Raw genomic sequence first — 18,083 nt, 5'->3', positions numbered from 1 at the left:
CGAACCCCCAGCCATCGCGCTCCGGGACGCGCGCTACCGCCCGCTCACCACGCGGCACTAGCCTCAGTGCATGAGCACGACTCCCCAGGTGGCACCGACGACACCGGCCGGACAGACGGGCCCGGCGACGAGGCCCCGCGTCTCGGATCCCGGCCCCGCAACTTCCCGCCACCACCGCTCGTCACCCCCGACGCCGCAGCAGCCACCGTCGACCTCGACACCTCGCAGGTCGCCGCAGTGAAGGCGCAGGCGGGTCGTAAGGGTCGCATCTTCGCGTGGAGCCTGTGGGACTGGGGCTCGGCGTCGTTCAACGCCGTCGTCACCACCTTCGTGTTCACCGTCTATCTGACGAGCGACTCCTTCGGCGAGGAGGCCGCGGTGTCGGCGTCCCTCGGGTGGGCGCTCGCCGCCGCCGGGCTGCTGATCGCGATCCTCGCGCCGGTCGTCGGCCAGCGGTCGGACTCCGCCGGGCGACGGAAGTTCTGGCTCGGCTTCAACACCTACGTCGTCGTCGCGATCACCGCGCTCCTGTTCTTCGTCGCCCCCGATCCGAACTTCCTCTGGCTGGGCCTCATCCTCCTCGCGGTCGGCAACATCGTGTTCGAATTCGCCGGCGTCAACTACAATGCGATGCTCGCCCAGGTGTCGACGCCCACCTCCATCGGCAAGGTCTCCGGTCTCGGCTGGGGCATGGGGTACATCGGCGGCATCGTGCTGCTGCTCATCGTGTACTTCGGCTTCATCTCCCCCGAGGTCGGACTCTTCGGCGTCACCGGTGACGACGGCATGGACGTCCGCGTCGCGATGCTCGTCTCCGCGGCGTGGTTCGGGATCTTCGCCCTGCCCGTGCTCTTCGCGGTGCCCGAGTACCACGCACCCCAGGCCGTCGCCCGGCCGCACGTCGGGTTCTTCGCCTCCTACGGGGTGCTCGCCAAGAGCATCGCGGAACTCTGGCGCGACAGCCGACAGACGCTCTACTTCCTGCTCGCGAGCGCCGTGTTCCGCGACGGGCTCGCCGGTGTCTTCACCTTCGGTGGCGTCCTGGCCGCGGGGACCTTCGGCTTCTCACCCGGCGAGGTGATCATCTTCGCGATCGCCGCCAACGTCGTCGCCGGGATCGCGACGATCACCATCGGCCTGCTCGACGACAAGGTGGGCCCGAAACCTGTCATCGTCGCGTCGCTCATCGGCCTCGTCATCGCAGGAAGCGCCGTGTTCTTCCTCCACGAGGGCGGCGCGACGATCTTCTGGATCTTCGGCCTCATGCTGTGCCTGTTCGTCGGCCCTGCACAGTCGGCGAGCCGCTCGTTCCTGGCGCGCATCATCCCGGAAGGCCGCGAGGGTGAGGTCTTCGGCCTCTACGCCACGACCGGCCGCGCCGTGTCCTTCCTCGCGCCGACCGCCTTCGCACTGTTCGTCACGCTCGGCGGGGCGCAGTTCTGGGGGATCCTCGGGATCGTGCTCGTGCTGCTCATCGGCCTCGGACTGCTGATCCCGGTGCACGCGAAGCAGGGGCGGCTCGCCTCGCGGGCGTGATGCGCGGCTCCCCGCTCCGAGCTCGGGAGCGATCGGCTTGATTTCGTAATTACGATATTTGTACACTTGGGTCATGACGACCATCGACCCCGGCGATCACGAGGCACGTCTCGCGCGTCTCGAAGCCGCCGTGTTCGCCCAGGCGGCCGACGACGACTCGACCGCCGGGCGACCGGACGACGTTCCGTCCGCAGCCGCGGCGGGCGCTGCCGACGACACCTTCTGGGCGCTCCGCGGCCTCGAACAGCGCACGACGGCGCTCGAGCACGGGGCGGTCCTCTTCACCGGATCGGTCGTCGCCGGTGGCGGACCCGTGCAGTGGCAGTACGCCCGAGCGACCGACGACCTCCTCGCGCTCGGCGACGACCCCGACGCCGTGGAGTCAGCGGGCTCCGGTCCGCTCGCGACCGCGGCATCGCGGCTCGCGGCCATCGGCTCCCCCGTCCGGCTGCAGCTGCTCCTGGCCGTCGCCAACGGCACGTCCGCACTCGCGGACCTCGGCGAACTCGACGGCATCGGGACGACCGGCCAGGTCTACCACCACGTCCGCGTCCTGACGGCCGCCGGCTGGCTGCAACCCGCCGGCCGCGGACGGGTCGCGGTCCCACCCATGCGACTCGTCCCGCTGCTCGTCGCCGTCGCCGCCATGGAATGACCACCGACCCCAGGAAGGACCCCGCATGACCGCCACACCACGCAGCACGTCCCGACCCAGACGGGTCTGGGCCATCGCCGCCGTCAGCACCGCTGTCGCCCTCGCGGTCGGGCTCGCCTTCCGGCCAGGGCCCTCGACGCTTCCATCCGAGGCCACCGGCGACGCCGAACTCGCGGCGACCGTCCGCGAGCTCGCCGGCCCCGACCGCAAGGCCCTGCTGGCCGTCGTCGTCACCCCGGACGGCACCCGCACCGCGACGATCGGCGCCCAGCCGGACACCCGGTTCGAGATCGGGTCGGTGAGCAAGGCCTTCACCGGACTGTTGCTCGCCGACTCGATCGAGCGCGGCGAGGTCACCCCGGACACCAGGCTCGGTGACCTCCTCGAACTGGGCGACGCGCCCGCGGCGGACGTCACCCTCGCGCAGCTCGCCACCCACACCTCCGGCCTGCCCCGGCTGCCGATCGACCTCTCGACGATCCTCTCCTCGACGTGGTTCGCGCTCACGACGGCGAACCCCTACGGCGAAGACCTCGACCAGCTGCTCGAGCAGGCGCGGTCCGCGTCCCTCGACACCCCGAAGGGCACCTACTCCAACCTCGGCTTCGAACTCCTCGGTGCCGCCCTCGGCGCAGCCGCCGGCACCAGCTACCCCGACCTCCTCGAGGAACGGATCACCGGTCCGATGGGACTCGACTCGACCGCCCCCGTGAGCGATGCGGGCGACCTCGGCGACCGCGACCTCCTCGGTGAGACCGCCGGCGGACGGACCGCCGCAGCATGGACCGGCACGGCGATCGGACCTGCCGGCGGCATCCGCTCGGACACAGCGGATCTCGCGCGTTTCGCGGAACGACTGGCCGACGGCAGCGCGCCGGGCATCGAGGCACTCGACCCACAGGCGGCGTTCGGCGATCGCGAGATCGGCTGGGCCTGGATCACCGATCGGCAGGCGATCGACGGTGAGGACCTCGTCTGGCACAACGGCGCCACGGGCGGGTTCGCGTCCTTCGTCGGCGTCGTCCCGGCGACCGGCACCACGGTGGTCCTCGTCTCGGCGACCCAGGAGTCGGTCGATGCGGCCGGCGTCGCCCTCCTCGAGCAGATCGGAGCAGCACGATGATCGAGATCCTGATCCCCGTCGTCGTCGCCCTCGTCGTCGCGTGGTTCCTCGCCCTCCAGGTCGCGCATGCGTGGAGTACGGGACGCTGGGCGGCGACCGAGCGCTACCGACTCGTCGTCGACGCGGTCGACAGCGTCGTGATCCTCGCCCTCGTCCGCGCCCTCGCCGCGCCGGTCGGCGTCTGGTCCTGGGCGTGGGTCCTCGCCGTTGCGATCGTCGGCTTCGGACTCGCCGGCGCAGCACTCCGCTGGCGCACACTCCCTTGGCACGCACCCAAGCCGAAGCGTTCACTCGACGAGCACGGGGCGACGGTCGAGACCGCGGCCGCACCCCGCACTCGCGGTCGGCAGGTCCTCTCGGGGATCTACGCCGTCGTCGGTGCTGCGATCGTCGCGCTCTGCTGGTGAGCGACAGCAGCCCACGGTCGGGTCAGGCGCCCGGGAGCACGAGGCCCTTCCGCAGGGTGACGTTCCCGTACTTCCTGGTCTCGCCCGTGCGGATGATGAGGAACGCCGTGGCGGCCTCGTCGTAGTAGGCGAACCGGTCGACGAATCGCACGGCGTCCTCGGTCGTGCCGGCGGCGGCGATGAGTTCCCGCTGGACGTCGAGCACCGTGCCGTCGGCACTCGTCATGAGGTCGAGCACGGGCTCGTCGTCGAGCGGGATCACCGTGCGCACCGCTCGGAGGACCTCCGGCGTCGACAGCGTCGGCAGCACGACGACGCGTTCGCCGAGCCGGGTGGCCGGGAAGTGCGCGTCGGCGATCACCACCGCGTCCGAATGTCCCATCGCGTCCAGGTGCAGCAGCAGTTCGCCGCTCAGCACCGGGTCGATCCCTGTCAGCATGGTGACCTCCTCGTCATGGTTCCGTGTCCATCCGTCTGCCCGATCATGTCAGTCCGTCGACGCCGACCGGCCCGCGGGGGTCGAGCCGGTAGACGCGCGTCGCTGTCCCGCCACGGAGTGCATCGCGTTCCGACGGCGACAACTCGTCGACGAGACCGGACAGCTCGTGCCAGACCGCACCGTACCCGCCGCTCGTGACGGTCATCGGCCAGTCGCCACCGAGCATCAACCGCTCGGGCCCGAAGCAGGCGAGTGCGGTGCCCCAGGCCCGACGCACCTCGGCCGCCACGAACGGCCGACCGGCCCGGTTGAGGCCGGACACCTTCGCGACCACGTTCGGTGACGCCGCCGCAGCCGCCAGCTCGGTCGCCCATCGTTCGAAGGCCTCATCGTCGCGCGGCGGCTTCGCGAGGTGGTCGACGACGATCGTCAGCCCCTCCTCCAGCCGCGCGAGTCCGGTGGCGTCGCGGAGCAGCCGAGGGAAGGCGTTCGGGAGGTCGAGCGGAAGCCCACGGTCCGCGAGGAGCGCCGCCAACCGGCGGGCGGGTGCAGCCAGGAGCAGTCCGTCCCGGGGATCGTCGTGCAGCAGCTGACGAACGCCGCGGAACCGTGGATGCGCGCACCAGCGGTCGAGCAGGGCCTCAGCCCGCTTCGCATCGTCGATCGGCACCCAGCCGACGACGCCGGCCACCCAGCTGAAAGCGTCCGATGCGCTGAGCATGGACATCGTGTCGAGCTCCGTGTCGTCGGCCTGGACGAGGATCGCCGCATCGACGCCGGCCTCCCGTAGCTCCGCGGCCGCGCGCTCCGGCGTGAAATCCTCGCGAAGTGCCTCGTCGGCCGAAGCGAGCCAGTGATACCCGTCGGCGCGATTCCACAGATGGAGGTGCGCGTCGATCGTCCGCATCAGCCGAGCAGCCCTCTGGTGCGCAGCTCCGTCCAGAAGGTCTCGGGGATCGGCGCCTCGAAGCGCTCCACGTTCTGGATCATCTGCTCCGGCCGTGAGGCACCGACCGCGACCGTCCGCACGGCGGGATGGCGGAGCGGGAACTGGAGGGCGGCTGCGGGCAGTTCGACCTCGAACCGACGGCAGATCTCGGCGATGTCGACGGCGCGGTCGAAGGCCTCAGGTGGGACAGCACCGTACTCGTAGCGTCCGTCGCGGTCGGGGACGGCGCGGGCCAGCAGGCCGGAGTTGAACACCGAGGCGGCGACGACGCCGACGCCGTGTTCCAGGCAGGCGGGCAGCACCTCCTCGCCCGCTGGTTGCTCGGCGAGCGTGTACCGACCGGCGATCATGATGAGGTCGGTCAGGCCCGTGCGCACCGCGGCGAGCAGCGCGGCGACGTCCATCGACCCGATCCCGACCGCCCTGACGAGTCCTTCGTCGCGGAGGGCAGCGAGCGCCGGTATCCCCTCGGAGATCCCGGATTCGGGGTCGTTCCGTTCCGGGTCGTGGAGGTAGAGCACGTCGACGTGGTCGAGCCCGAGTCGCTCGAGGGACTCGTCGAGCGAACGCCGCACGCCCGACTCACTGGCGTCCCACTCGCGCCGCAAGGTCGCCGGGACGACGAAGTCGTTGTCCGTGTCGAGCGCACCCTCCCCGCCGGGTTCGGCACGAGGAGGCGGCCGACCTTGGTGGACAGGACGTACTCGTCGCGAGGCTTCGTCCGCAGGAAGGCGCCGAGCCGACGCTCGGAGAGGCCGAGGCCGTAGTGCGGAGCCGTGTCGTAGAAGCGGACGCCGTGTTCCCAGGCCGCATCGAGGATCGCCCAGGCGTCCTCATCGCTGAGCTCGCGGTAGAGGTTGCCGAGGTTGGCGGCGCCGTACGCGAGCCGCGGGACGAGCAGGTCAGGCACCGGCGCCCCGGAAGGTGAACTCGGCGATCGACGTCGCGAGCATCTCCGAACCGCCGCCGGGGGCGACCGGCGCGCGGTACCGGCCGGCGACGATCTCGACGGGCTCGACGAAGTGCTCGTGCAGGTGGTCGACGAATTCGATCATGCGTCCATCCTCGCTCCCGGACACGGCGATGAAGTCGAACATCGAGAGGTGCTGCACCGCTTCGCACAGCCCGACGCCACCGGCGTGCGGGCAGACCGGGACACCGAACTTCGCGGCCAGGAGGAGGATCGTGATGTTCTCGTTCACGCCGGCGACCCGAGTGGAGTCGATCTGGAGCACCTGGAGGGCGTCGGCCTGCAGGAACTGCTTGAACATGATGCGGTTGGCCATGTGCTCGCCGGTCGCGACCGGGATCGGGGCGACGCCGCGCGCGATCGCCGCGTGGCCGAGGATGTCGTCGGGGCTCGTCGGCTCCTCGATCCAGGCGATGTCGTAGGGGGCGAGTCGGGACATCCAGTCGATCGCCTCCGCGACGTCCCACCGCTGGTTGGCGTCGACGGCGATTCGGATGTCGGGTCCCACCGCGTTCCGGGCGATGGCGAGGCGACGGACGTCGTCTTCCACGTTGCCGCCGACCTTCAGTTTGACCTGCGTGAATCCGTCCGCGACCGCTTCACGACACAGGCGGTCGAGCTTCTCGTCGGAGTAGCCGAGCCACCCGGGCGTCGTCGTGTAGGCGGGGTACCCGGCCGCGAGGAGGGCCTCGATCCTGGCCTCGCGTCCCGGTTCGGCGCGTCGGAGGATCGCGAGGGCGTCGTCCGGGGTGAGGACGTCGCTCAGGTAGCGGAAGTCGACGAGCTCGACGAGCTCCTCCGGGGTCATGGTGGCGAGCAGTCGCCAGAGCGGCAGGCCGGCGCGTTTGGCCTTGAGGTCCCAGAGCGCGTTGACGACGGCGCCGATCGCCATGTGCATGACGCCCTTCTCGGGACCGAGCCACCGGAGCTGGGAGTCGTAGACGAGTTCGCGCCAGAAGGCTCCGAGGGCGTCGAGCACGGGCTCGACCTCGCGACCGAGGAGGTGCTCCCGGAGGGCGTGGATGGCTGCGACCTCGACGTCGTTGCCGCGTCCGATCGTGAAGACGAAGCCGTGGCCCTCGTGGCCGTCGTCCGCGTCCGTCACGAGCCGCAGGTAGGCGGCGGAGTAGTCGGGGTCGGGGTTCATGGCGTCCGAGCCGTCGAGGGTGGTCGAGGTCGGGAACCGGACGTCGTGCGTCTCGAATCCGATGATGGTACTCACGTCGGCATGCTCCTTCGGGCTGGTGCCACCGAGCTTAGACATCCGATGTCTGACATGTCAATGCGCCCAGCGTGGACGAATTCACCTGTTGCAACGGTCGGATCGGGCGGTAGAGTTCAGACGTTATCGGCTACGGAGCCGGGTCCGCACGCGGGCACCGGCGGAACCGGAAGGACCAGCATGCGCTTCGCCAGACTCGGCCCCGTGGACGGGGAGACCCCCGTCGTGTTCGCGGGAGACACCGCCTACGACCTCCGATCGATCACCCCCGACATCGACGGAGCGTTCCTCGCCGGCGGTGGTGTCGCCCGCGTTCGCGCCGCCCTCGAGTCGGGTGCGCTCCCCACCCTCGACGGCGCCGACGACCTTCGGATCGGCGCTCCGATCGCCCGGCCGAGTGCGGTCGTCTGCATCGGGATGAACTACGCGGCGCATGCGGCGGAGTCCGGATCCGCTCCGCCCGAGATCCCCATCATGTTCCTGAAGACGCCCAACACGGTCGTCGGCCCGAACGACGACGTCCGCATCCCGCGAGGCAGCACGAAGACCGACTGGGAGGTCGAGCTGGGCGTCGTCATCGGCGAGCGCACCTCCTACCTCGACAGCCCCGAGGACGCCCTCGGCCGCATCGCCGGCTTCGTCACCGCGAACGACGTGTCGGAGCGCGACTTCCAGATGGCGGCGAGTGGCGGGCAGTGGTCGAAGGGCAAGTGCGCTCCGGGCTTCAACCCGACCGGCCCGTGGCTCGTGACGCCGGACGAGGTCGACGCCGGCGCCCTGCGACTCCGCAGCTGGGTCAACGGCGAACCACGTCAGGACTCGAGCACGGCCGACCTCATCTTCGACGTCGCCACGGTCATCTGGCACCTGAGCCAGTATCTGCAGCTCGAACCCGGCGACCTCGTCCTGACCGGCACACCCGAGGGCGTCGCGCTCTCCGGCCGCTTCCCCTACCTCGCACCGGGCGACGTCTGCGAGGTCGAGATCGAGGGCCTCGGCCGCCAGCGACAGCGGTTCGTCGACCCGGTCCCTGGAATCGCGCCGGCCGCGAAGCCGGCCGAGGCACTCGGAGCCCGCGCATGAGCGCCGAAGACACCGGCGAGTTCGACGGACTCGTCGCGATCGTCACCGGCGGCGCTTCGGGGATCGGGGCCGCCATCGTCGAACGCCTGGCCGCCGACGGCGCCAGCGTCGCGATCCTCGATCTGAACCCGTCGCCCGACGAGGACTCCGCAACCCGCCTGTCGGTGCGTGCGAACGTCGCCGATGACGCGTCGGTCCGCGCTGCGATCGAAGCCGTCGTCGCACGGTTCGGCCGCCTCGACATCGTCGTGAACAACGCCGGCATCGGTGCGCAGGGGACCGTCGAGTCGAACGACGACGACGAGTGGCACCGCGTCTTCGACATCAACGTCGTCGGCATGGCTCGCGTGACCCGCGCAGCCCTCCCACACCTGCGAGAGTCACCGTCGGCCGCGATCGTGAACACCGCGTCGATCGCCGCGACGGCGGGACTCCCCCAGCGCGCGCTCTACACGGCGACGAAGGGGGCCGTGCTGTCCTTGACGCGCGCGATGGCCGCCGACCACCTGCGCGAGGGCATCCGGGTCAACTGCGTGAACCCGGGCACGGCCGACACCCCGTGGGTGGGCCGGCTGCTCGACAGCGCCTCGGACCCGGCCGCCGAGCGCGCCGCACTCGAGGCACGTCAGCCGCATGGCCGACTCGTCGCCGCGACCGAGGTCGCCGGTGCCGTCGCCTACCTGGCGAGTCCGCGATCAGGCTCGACGACCGGCACCTCGATCGCCGTCGACGGCGGGATGCAGGAGCTCCGCCTCCGCCCCGAGTAGCGAGGGCGGGGTCCCGATGCCGCCTCACCGTTCACAACGCAGGAGCGCTCCGGCGATTCTCCCGTGAGACGGCCATCCCCAGGCCGACACGCCTGACTCCTCCTGAATTGCGAACCGCATGGACCGGCCGGGTCCGATTGTGCAGAACTCAGGCGCACGCCGGCGCGTCCGGCCACCGAGGGGATGATCCGGCTCGACTCACCGGGACGCTCCTGAATTGCGAACCCGGAGTCGAGGATCAGGCGGGCGAGCTACCGGTCGGTGTCGGGGCGCGGCCACGCGGCGACGAAGCGGTCGAGGTAGGCGGCGAACTGCGCCGCCTCCTCCGGCGTGAACCCCGAGAGCGCGGTCGTGACCGCGTCGCGTCGACCCCGGTGCGCCTCCTGCAGGACCGCGCGGCCGGCGGCGCTCAGCTGCACCACGCTGCGTCGACCGTCGTTCGGGTCGACCGCGCGAGCGACCTCGCCACGCTTCGTCGCTTCGGCCACGAGCCGGCTCGCGCGGGGCTGGTCGACGCCGATCGACTCCGCGAGCGCACTGATCCCCATGCCACCGGCCGCCTCGTCACGAGCGAGCGCGTCCAGCATCCGGAACCGGGCCGCCTGGGCGATCGCCTGCTCGCGCGGGTGACGGGCGCCACCGCCGGGACCCCAGGGCCCGCCGAAGCCAGGTCCGAGGCCCGGACCGCGCCCACGTCCGCGTTCGTCCTCAGCGCCGCCGTCGGCGTCGTGCCGATGACCGCCCCCGTGCTCATCGTGGTGGTGATGACCGGGCCCACCGCGCCCACCGCGACCGCCGAACCGACGGCCTGACTGGTCACGTCGGATCTGGACGAGGGCCTGCTCGATCATCTCCACCGGGTCGGTTGCTGTGGGTTCGCTGGGCTGCGCTTGACGATCATCGGACATACATGTCATTATACATTTACATGTAACAGAGCATGCAAATAAGGAGACCACCCATGAACACCCCCACGACTTCCCCAGAGCAGTCCACCACCCAGTCCGCCGAGCGACCGCTCGGGTTCTGGCTCCGCACCGTCGACCACGCGGTCAAGCACTCGATGCACGAGGTGCTCGCCGAGGACGGCCTCGGCCGCCGCAGCTGGCGCACCCTCGAGCTCATCGCCTCCGGCGCGTCCAGCGTCGAGGAGATCGACGCAGCGCTCCCGCCACACCGCCGCGAACCGCGCGGCCCCGAACGGTTCGGCCGCCGCGGCGGGTTCGGCCCCGGTCGCGGCTTCGGTCGCCCCGAGCGCACTGCCGAGACGACGGCGGACACCGCATCCGCCGAGCGTCCGAGCGGCCACGAGGACGGCCACCCCGCTCACGATCGGGCCTTCGGGCGCGGCCGCGAGTCCGGTCCCGGCTTCGGTCGCGGTCACCGTTCCGGCGGTGCACCGTTCGGTCCTGGACACGGCCACCACCGTGGGCACCGCGGTCCTCGTCGCTCGACCGCGGACATCGTCATGGACTTCGCCGTCCGCGGCTGGGTCATCGTCGACGCCGACGGCATCACCCTGACGGACACCGGTCGCGAGGCGCACGACGCGCTCCGCACCAAGGTCGACGCGGTCCGCCAGACCGTCGCCGACGCCGTCTCGCCCGAGGACCTCGCGACGACCCTCGCCAGCCTCGAGAGCATCGCCCGGGCCTTCGGCTGGGATGAGCGCACGGCCCACGAACGCGGCCCGCGTGGTCGCTTCGGTCGCGGCCCCCGCAGCGAACGCTGACCGGCCGCCGGCGTCTTCCGCCCATGCGGACCCCAGCCGAACTCCATGCACAGAGCCCCGCGCAGCAACCGCTGCCCGGGGCTCTCTCCGTTCGACCCACCGTCCCGTTCTCAGGACTCCGTCGCGTGTCACCCTCCCGCGAAGCCCCACACACCGGACGTCTCCTGCGTTGGGGACGAACGGACCACACGCGACCCCGACGTCCCTATCTCAGGACTCCGTCGCGTGTCGCCACCCACACGAGCCCGACACACCGGACATCTCCTGAGTTAGGCACGAACGGACCACACGCGACCCCGACGTCCCCATCTCAGGACTCCGTCGCGTGTCGCCACCCACACGGAGCCCGACACACCGGACATCTCCTGAGTTGGGCACGGACGGACCACACCCGACCCCGGCGCCCCTATCTCAGGACTCCGACGCGTGTCGCCACCCACACGAGCCCGACACACCGGACGTCTCCTGAGTTGGGGACAGCAACGGGGCGCTTCCGCTACTCCGTGAGGCCGTTCGCCTTCGCGACGTTTCCGAGCCACGCGAGGCTCGGCTTCGGCGTGCGAACGAAGGTCTCGCGGTCGACGGCGATGAGGCCGAAGGTCGGCCGGAAGCCGCTCGCCCACTCGTAGTTGTCGAGCGCGCTCCAGTGGAGGTAGCCCTCGAGCTGGATCCCGTCCTGGATGCAGGCGTGCAGCTCGCGCAGGGCGCCGTCCGTATAGTCGATCCGACGCGTGTCGTCCGAGGTCGCGATGCCGTTCTCGGTGATCATGATCGGCACCCCGCCCGACAGCTCCCAGGCGCTCCGCACACCCTCGGCGGCGGCCGGCGGGTAGAACTCCCAACCGGTGAGCGTCGTCTCGACGCCGTCCTCGACGGGCAGCGGACCCTTCGGCCCGATGAACGTGCGCGTGTACGCCTGGACGCCGAGGAAGTCGTCGCCGGCGGACTGCTCGAGGTACCAGTCGTCACGCGGGTAGCCGTACTCGCGCAGCATCTCGTCGGAGCCCGGCTCACCGTTCGACCGGAACGCCTGCGTCGCGATGGTCCAGCCGGACTTCAGGCCGGACACCTGCGACAGCACCTCGCGCGAACGCTTGTGGGACTCGAGGAGCGCATCCGCCACGAACAGGTCAGGGTTCGGCAGGCCGTACGCGACGAGGTTCGCCGCGTCCTCACCACCGGCGAGCATCGCGGCGATGTTCGGCTCGTTGATGGTGCAGACGTGGTCGACGCCCTCGCCGACGATCGGCAGGGTCAGCTCGGTGTACCGCGCGAAGAGGTCGGCGGCGTCCTTGGCCCGCCAGAACCCGTCACGTTCGAACCAGCGCGGCACCGTGAAGTGCATGAGCGTGACGACCGGGTTGAGTCCCAGCTCGTGCGCGGTGTCGACCATGCGACGGTAGTGGTCGACCTCGGCACGCGACACGATGCCGCGCTCGGGCTCGATCCGGGCCCACTCGATGCTGAACCGGTAGGTGTTGAGCCCGGCGTCGGCGAGCAGCTGCATGTCCTCGCGGTAGAGGTGGTAGCTGTCCATCGCGTCGCCCGAGGGCTCGACGATGTTCGTCCCGGCTTCGTGCTCGTGCACCCACCAGTTGCTGTTGATGTTGTTGCCCTCGATCTGGTGGGCAGCGGTGGCGGCGCCCCAGAGGAAGCCGTCGGGGAAGGTCAGCACGGGTGTTGCTCCTGTTTCATGTAGAGGTGTGGCCCTTCGACAAGCTCAGGGACCGGGAGGGAACCAGGCCCTTCGACAAGCTCAGGGACCGGGGAGGGGAAGGCTCAGGGACCGGGGGAAGCGCAGGGACCGGACGGGCGTCAGCGCTTGGCGCGGGCCGGGTTGGGGACGGCGTCGAGCAGCTGGATCGTGTACGGATCCTGCGGGTGCTGCAGGACGTGCGCGGTCTCGCCTCGTTCGACGACGCGACCCTGATTGAGGACCATGATGTTGTCGGTCACGAGTCGCGCCGACAGCAGGTCGTGCGTGATGTAGAGCATCGAGACGCCCCACTGCTCCCGCAGGTCCTCGAGCAGTGCGAGCACACCGGCACGCAGCGACACGTCGAGCATCGAGACGGGCTCGTCGGCGATGAGCACCTGCGGGTCGCTCGCGAGCGCCCGGGCGATCACGACTCGCTGCCGCTGTCCACCGGAGAGCTGGTGGGGCAGCTTCGCCGCGAACTGCTCGACGGGCGAGAGGCCCACCGTCTCGAGGAGTTCGAGCACGCGCTTGCGCACCGCGTCGCCCTTCAGCCCGGTGAAGTTCACCACCGGCCGGGTGAGCGTGTACTCGACCGTGTGCAGCGGGTTGAGCGCCGCGTACGGGTCCTGGAAGATCATCTGCACGTTCTTGTGCAGGTTCCGGATGCCCTTGCGGTTCAGCTGGGCGACGTCGAGGTCACCGAAGCGGACCGCGCCGGAGGTCGGCTTCTCGATGCCCGTGATGAGCTTCGCGATGGTCGACTTGCCGGAGCCCGAGGCCCCCACGAGCGCGAGTGACTGGCCGGGTTCGAGCGTGAACGACACGTCGTCGACGGCCGTGACCGCGGACTCACCGCGACGCGGCGGCGGGTAGACCTTCGAGACGGCGTCGACGATGACCGCCGACTCGGCCGAACGACCGGCGCGCGACGAGGCCTTGCCCGACTCGGAGCTCGCGCTCGTCGCGGTCGGGACGCTCGTCGTGGTGCCGGAGACGGGAGCCGTCCCGCGGTTCGCCCGCGAGGGGAAGCCGGGCAGCTCGACGACCGCGGCGCGCGGGTCGGCGTAGTGGCTGAGCAGCATCCGCGTGTACGGGTCCTGCGGACGCTCGAGGATGTCGCGGCTCGGGGCGTCCTCGACGATGCGGCCCTCATGCATGACGAGCACGCGCTGCGTCGCCTCGAGCACGACACCGAGGTCGTGGCTGATGAGGATGGCGGTGAACCCCTCGGCCTGCTGCAGCTCGGTGATCGTGTCCATGATCGCGTGCTGCACGAGGACGTCGAGCGCGGTGGTCGGCTCGTCGAACACCATGAGGCGAGGCTCGAGCGACAGGGCCAGCGCGATGGACACGCGCTGGCGCATGCCACCGGAGAGCTCGCCGGGGAAGCGCGCGAGCACCTGCGGCGTCAGCCCGACCTTGCCGACCAGCTCGGCCATCCGGGCGTCCCAGCGGTCGCGGGAGACGTGCCCGTGCGCCTTGAAGATGTCGACGAAGTGGTTGCGGATCGTGCGGACCGGGTTGAGTGCGTTCATCCCCGACTGCAGCACCATGGCGAACCCGCCCTGCCGCTGCTCGCGGAGCGCCTCGTCGCCGAGCTCGCGGATATCCTTGCCACCGAAGAGGATCTGCCCGCCGTTGATGCGGGCCGGCGGCTTCTGCAAGCGGGTGGCCGCGAAGCCGAGCGTCGACTTCCCGGAGCCGGACTCGCCGACGAGCCCGATGAACTCACCGGCGCCGACGGAGAACGACACGTGGTCGACGGCCTGGACCGGCGCGGCGCCGACCGACTCGTAGACGACGGACAGGTCGCGGACCTCGAGGAGCGCTCCGGTCCCGGCTGCCGGCGCGGATGCGCTCTCGGCCTGGAGGTTGACGGCGTTCATCGTGACTTCCCTTCACGGAGGCGCGGGTTGCTGATCGCGTCGACACCGAAGTTGATGAGGGTGAGGCTCATCGCGAGGAGCGCGATGCAGAGACCGGGGGCGAAGAGGAGGATCCACTGACCGGTGAGCAGGGCGTTGGAGTTCTGCGCCCAGTAGAGGATGGTGCCCCAGCTGACGATCGACGAATCGCCGAGGCCGAGGAACTCGAGGCCGGCCTCCGCGAGGATCGCACTCGTCGCGGCACCGAAGAAGCCACCGGCGATGAGGGACGTCATGTTCGGCAGGATCTCGTTGAACACGATGCGGAACGGTCGGTCACCGGAGAAGCGAGCCGCGGTCACGAAGTCACGCGAACGCAGCGACTGCGTCTGGCTGCGGAGCACGCGGGCACCCCACGCCCACCCGGTGATCACGATGACCGCAACGATCATCACGAGCCCACCGTTCTGGAGGTACGCGGCGATGACGATCATGAGCGGCAGGCCGGGCACCACGAGGAACAGGTTGACGATGAAGTTCACGACCTCGGCGCCGAAGCCCTTGATGTAGCCCCAGCTGAGGCCGATCAGGACGGCGACGATCGTCGACAGGATGCCGGCGATGAAACCGACCGTGACGCTGATCTGCGAACCGTAGATGAGCTGGCTGAGGACGTCCTCGCCCGCCGCCGTCGTCCCGAACCAGTGCTCGGGGCTCGAGTCGGCGTTCCGGGGGAACCCGTCCTGGCTCGCGCCGTACGGTGCGAGCACCGGGGCGAAGATCGCGACGAGGATGAAGAACGCGAGGATGATGAGCCCGAGGCGGGACTTCCAGTTGGCCCAGAGCGTCGCCGCCGATCGACCGATGAAGGCGAACTTCCTCGGCGGACGCACGGTCTGGTCGGACTGCAGTGTCTTGACGTGCTGTGTGGTGGTCATCGGCGGGTCCTTGGGTCGAGTACGCCGTACAGGATGTCGACGAGGAAGTTGGCGATGAGCACGCTCACGGTGATGAGCAGGAACAGCGCCTGCATGAGCGGGTAGTCCTGTCCGATCACCGCGTTGAACAGGAGGAAGCCGATGCCCGGGTACCCGAAGACCTGCTCCACGAGGATCGAGCCGCCGACCACACCGCCGAGCGCGAGCCCGAAGCCGGTGAGGTTCGGGAGGATCGCGTTGCGGGCCGCGTACTTAATGGCGACCGTGCGACCACGGAGACCGTTCGCCTCGGCGAAGGTCACGTAGTCGTCACCGAGGGTGTTGATCATCGCGTTGCGCATGCCGATGATCCAGCCACCGAGGCTCGTCACGAGGATCGTCAGCGCCGGCAGCACCGCGTGGTACGCGACGTCGACGATGAAGTCCCAGGTGAAGGCAGGCGTCGCCGTCGGGCCGAAGGCACCCGAGGTCGGGAACCAGTGGAGGACATAGCCGGCGAAGAACAGCAGGAGCAGTGCGGTCCAGAAGTACGGGAACGTGCTGGCGAACGTGCCGCTCAGCGTCGGCAGGGCGTCGAGCCAGGTGTTCCGTCGCCAGGCCGCGAGCACACCGATGAGGGTGCCGAGGATGAAGGCGACGATCGTCACGATCCCGAGCAGGATGATCGTGTACGGGAACGCCTGCCAGATGAGCTCACCGACCGACTGCGGGAAGAAGGTGTACGAGACCCCGAAGTCGAGCGTGACGACCTGGTGGAGGTACGTGACGTACTGCTCCCAGAGGTTGCCGCCGGGGACACCGAGCTGGGCCTCGATCGCCGCACGCGTGGCCGCGGAGACCGGGCCGTTCTGCGCGAGCTTCGCGATCGCGGCGTCGGTCGGGGAGCCGGGCATGAGCCGCGGCAGAAGGAAGTTCAGCGTGACCGCCGCCCACAGGGTGAGGACGAAGAGGCCGAGTTTGCGCACCATGTACACGGTCACTCACCGTCCTTCCGGAGCTTGAGGTGCGTGAACACGAGGAGCGGGGTCTGGTCGTAGGTCTGCAGCGGTGCGTACGGGTTGTCCGCATCGGGCCAGCCGGTGAACTTCTTGTCGTTGTAGAGGCCCCAGAGTCCGCCGTAGTACATGCCGATGACCGGGAAGTCGCTGTAGACGATCTGCTGCATCTGGTGACTCAGCCCCAGGCGAGTGGCCTCGTCGGTCGTCTCCTTGTACTGGGCGAGCAGCTGGTCCATCTGCGGGTTGCGATAGCGACCGAAGTTGCTGGACGTCGTCTCGCCGATCGGCTTCGCGAACTCGCTGTTGAAGCTGTTGTTGAAGCCCTGGAACATGATGCCGTTGCCCATGCCACCCATGGCGACCTCGAAGGCGCCGCTCTGGATCGCCTGCTGGTACCCCGGCGGCTGCGGCTGCTTGATCTGCACGTCGATGCCGAGGGCGCCGAGCTCCTTGCGGACCTCCTGGACCGCGCGGAGCCAGTCCGCGTAGCCGTTGGCGGTCGTGATCGAGAAGCTGAACTGCTTGCCCGCCGCGTCGACGAGCTTGCCACCCTGCTGGGTGTACCCGGCGGCCGCGAAGGCCTCGAGGGCGCCGGCGGTGTCCTGCGTGATCATGCCCTGGTTCGGCAGGGTCGGGTCGAGCTCGTCCTCCTGGTTGGGGAGCATGAGGCTCGACTGGCCGGCTGCACCGAGGTACCCCTCGGTCGCTGCGTCGGCGATCTTGTCACGGTCGAGCGCCAGGGCGATGCCGCGACGGACGTCGACGTTGTCGAACGGGGCGACGTCCATGTTGGGCACGAGCCCGATCACGCCTCCCGGCGGGAACCAGAACTTGTTGTGGTCGTTGGCCGCACCCCAGGTGCCTTCGACGTTCGACAGGAACGAGTACGCCCAGTCGAAGCCCTTGGTCACGATGTCGAGTTCGCCGGTGGCCGCGGGGATCACGAGGTGGTTGACCTCGATCTTGTCGGCCTGCCAGTACGTCTCGTTCTTGTCCATCGTGTACTGCTGCGAGGTGTAGTTGCCGAGGACGTACGGACCGGTGCCGACCGGGTTCGGGTTCCGCCAGGTGTCGGGGCTCTTGACGTCCTTCCAGATGTGCTCCGGGACGATGAGCGTCTGCGAGACGATGTCGGCCGCGGGGGCGTCGTCGTCGAGCAGGTGCATGATGACGTGCTGGCCCTTCACCTCGATCGTGTCGATGTGCTGCCAGGCGCCCTTCTGGTCGAGCGTCGGGTACTGCTTGATGAGGTCGAAGGTGAACTTCACGTCCTCAGGGGTGAAGGCCTCGCCGTCGGACCAGGTGGCGCCGTCGCGGATCGTGTAGTCGATCGTGCGGGCGTCCGGGAGGTCGACCTTCTCGGCGAGCCACGGCGTCTCCTTGCCGTCGAGCACGTTGATGATCACGAGCGGCTCGTAGATGTAGCTCGAGGCCGAGCGCTTGTTCACGAGGTAGGGGTTGAAGTTCCGCTCGAGCATCGGGGTGCCCTTGTCGGAGGCCAGCAGCATCGTGTCGGCGGGGATCGAGGGATCCGGCTCGCTCTTGATCTGGATGCTGCAGCCGGAGACGAGCAGGGCCGCCGCGGCGATCATCGCCGCTGCTCCGAGTCGTCTGCGCCTGCGGACCTTGGTCCGCTCGTGCGTCGTGTGCGTCATCGCCACCGTCCTTGCTGAAGTCTGTACCGGTTGAGTGTAAGCGCA

The 18,083-nt window shown here is 69.7% G+C and carries 17 protein-coding genes and 1 pseudogene; 7 read left to right on the top strand and 11 right to left on the bottom strand.

What is annotated here, in order from left to right:
* The first annotated feature begins 237 nt into the window (after positions 1 to 237).
* The 4 genes from FGL15_RS12350 to FGL15_RS12335 all read left to right on the top strand — a co-directional run bounded on the left by FGL15_RS12350 (position 238) and on the right by FGL15_RS12335 (position 3,721).
* Positions 238 to 1,536, top strand: coding sequence for an MFS transporter (locus FGL15_RS12350; protein ID WP_138947298.1), 1,299 nt, complete (start codon positions 238 to 240; stop codon positions 1,534 to 1,536).
* Positions 1,537 to 1,609: 73 nt separating this feature from the next.
* Positions 1,610 to 2,191 (top strand): ArsR family transcriptional regulator, encoded by a 582-nt coding sequence (locus tag FGL15_RS12345; protein ID WP_138946268.1) that lies wholly within the window; start codon positions 1,610 to 1,612, stop codon positions 2,189 to 2,191.
* Between the two features lie 25 nt (positions 2,192 to 2,216).
* Positions 2,217 to 3,314, top strand: coding sequence for a serine hydrolase (locus FGL15_RS12340; protein WP_138946267.1), 1,098 nt, complete (start codon positions 2,217 to 2,219; stop codon positions 3,312 to 3,314).
* Positions 3,311 to 3,721: a hypothetical protein gene (locus tag FGL15_RS12335; RefSeq protein ID WP_138946266.1), complete on the top strand. Its 411-nt coding sequence runs from the start codon at positions 3,311 to 3,313 to the stop codon at positions 3,719 to 3,721. The genes FGL15_RS12340 and FGL15_RS12335 overlap by 4 nt, the downstream gene beginning before the upstream one ends.
* 22 nt (positions 3,722 to 3,743) lie before the next feature.
* Here the strand turns inward: FGL15_RS12335 and FGL15_RS12330 are convergent, their stop codons facing one another.
* The 5 genes and pseudogenes from FGL15_RS12330 to FGL15_RS12315 form a co-directional block, all read right to left on the bottom strand.
* A complete protein-coding gene (locus FGL15_RS12330; RefSeq protein ID WP_138946265.1) occupies positions 3,744 to 4,160 on the bottom strand; it encodes an RbsD/FucU family protein in 417 nt (138 codons plus the stop codon).
* A 43-nt stretch (positions 4,161 to 4,203) separates the two neighbouring features.
* Positions 4,204 to 5,067 carry an amidohydrolase gene (locus tag FGL15_RS12325; protein ID WP_138946264.1) on the bottom strand — a complete coding sequence of 288 codons (864 nt, stop codon included), beginning with the start codon at positions 5,065 to 5,067 and terminating at the stop codon, positions 4,204 to 4,206.
* Positions 5,067 to 5,684 (bottom strand): aldo/keto reductase, encoded by a 618-nt coding sequence (locus tag FGL15_RS21525; RefSeq protein WP_370281696.1) that lies wholly within the window; start codon positions 5,682 to 5,684, stop codon positions 5,067 to 5,069. Before FGL15_RS21525 ends, FGL15_RS12325 begins: the two co-directional genes overlap by 1 nt.
* A 149-nt stretch (positions 5,685 to 5,833) precedes the next feature.
* A pseudogene (locus FGL15_RS21520) lies at positions 5,834 to 6,019 on the bottom strand (aldo/keto reductase); the annotation flags it as partial.
* A complete protein-coding gene (locus tag FGL15_RS12315) occupies positions 6,012 to 7,301 on the bottom strand; it encodes an L-fuconate dehydratase (RefSeq protein ID WP_138946263.1) in 1,290 nt (429 codons plus the stop codon). The gene FGL15_RS12315 and the pseudogene FGL15_RS21520, both read right to left, overlap by 8 nt.
* Positions 7,302 to 7,481: 180 nt before the next feature.
* Between FGL15_RS12315 and FGL15_RS12310 the strand changes: the two genes are divergently transcribed.
* Both FGL15_RS12310 and FGL15_RS12305 read left to right on the top strand, forming a co-directional pair.
* Entirely contained in the window at positions 7,482 to 8,384 is a 903-nt protein-coding gene (locus tag FGL15_RS12310) for a fumarylacetoacetate hydrolase family protein (protein WP_138946262.1), read from the top strand.
* The gene (locus FGL15_RS12305; RefSeq protein ID WP_138946261.1) at positions 8,381 to 9,151 is read left to right on the top strand and encodes an SDR family NAD(P)-dependent oxidoreductase; all 771 of its coding nucleotides are present in this window, start codon (positions 8,381 to 8,383) and stop codon (positions 9,149 to 9,151) included. The genes FGL15_RS12310 and FGL15_RS12305 overlap by 4 nt, the downstream gene beginning before the upstream one ends.
* Before the next feature lie 251 nt (positions 9,152 to 9,402).
* On the opposite strand, the gene FGL15_RS12300 is transcribed toward FGL15_RS12305, so the two are convergent.
* Entirely contained in the window at positions 9,403 to 10,059 is a 657-nt protein-coding gene (locus tag FGL15_RS12300) for a MarR family winged helix-turn-helix transcriptional regulator (protein WP_240773525.1), read from the bottom strand.
* 53 nt (positions 10,060 to 10,112) lie between these two features.
* On the opposite strand from FGL15_RS12300, the gene FGL15_RS12295 reads away from it, so the two are divergent.
* The gene (locus FGL15_RS12295) at positions 10,113 to 10,883 is read left to right on the top strand and encodes a hypothetical protein (RefSeq protein ID WP_138946260.1); all 771 of its coding nucleotides are present in this window, start codon (positions 10,113 to 10,115) and stop codon (positions 10,881 to 10,883) included.
* A gap of 496 nt (positions 10,884 to 11,379) precedes the next feature.
* On the opposite strand, the gene FGL15_RS12290 is transcribed toward FGL15_RS12295, so the two are convergent.
* From FGL15_RS12290 to FGL15_RS12270, 5 genes are all read right to left on the bottom strand, one after another.
* The gene (locus FGL15_RS12290) at positions 11,380 to 12,558 is read right to left on the bottom strand and encodes a glycoside hydrolase family 1 protein (protein ID WP_138946259.1); all 1,179 of its coding nucleotides are present in this window, start codon (positions 12,556 to 12,558) and stop codon (positions 11,380 to 11,382) included.
* Positions 12,559 to 12,698: 140 nt separating this feature from the next.
* Positions 12,699 to 14,468 (bottom strand): ABC transporter ATP-binding protein, encoded by a 1,770-nt coding sequence (locus FGL15_RS12285; protein WP_071261828.1) that lies wholly within the window; start codon positions 14,466 to 14,468, stop codon positions 12,699 to 12,701.
* Positions 14,465 to 15,385: an ABC transporter permease gene (locus tag FGL15_RS12280; RefSeq protein ID WP_086473024.1), complete on the bottom strand. Its 921-nt coding sequence runs from the start codon at positions 15,383 to 15,385 to the stop codon at positions 14,465 to 14,467. Before FGL15_RS12280 ends, FGL15_RS12285 begins: the two co-directional genes overlap by 4 nt.
* Positions 15,382 to 16,353, bottom strand: coding sequence for an ABC transporter permease (locus tag FGL15_RS12275; RefSeq protein ID WP_138947296.1), 972 nt, complete (start codon positions 16,351 to 16,353; stop codon positions 15,382 to 15,384). Before FGL15_RS12275 ends, FGL15_RS12280 begins: the two co-directional genes overlap by 4 nt.
* 8 nt (positions 16,354 to 16,361) lie before the next feature.
* Positions 16,362 to 18,038: an ABC transporter substrate-binding protein gene (locus tag FGL15_RS12270; protein ID WP_086473023.1), complete on the bottom strand. Its 1,677-nt coding sequence runs from the start codon at positions 18,036 to 18,038 to the stop codon at positions 16,362 to 16,364.
* Positions 18,039 to 18,083: the final 45 nt, after the last annotated feature.

Origin of the sequence: Plantibacter sp. M259, assembly GCF_006065115.1 — a bacterium.
GTDB lineage: Bacteria > Actinomycetota > Actinomycetes > Actinomycetales > Microbacteriaceae > Plantibacter > Plantibacter auratus.
This window is presented reverse-complemented; position numbering and strand designations above follow the sequence as displayed.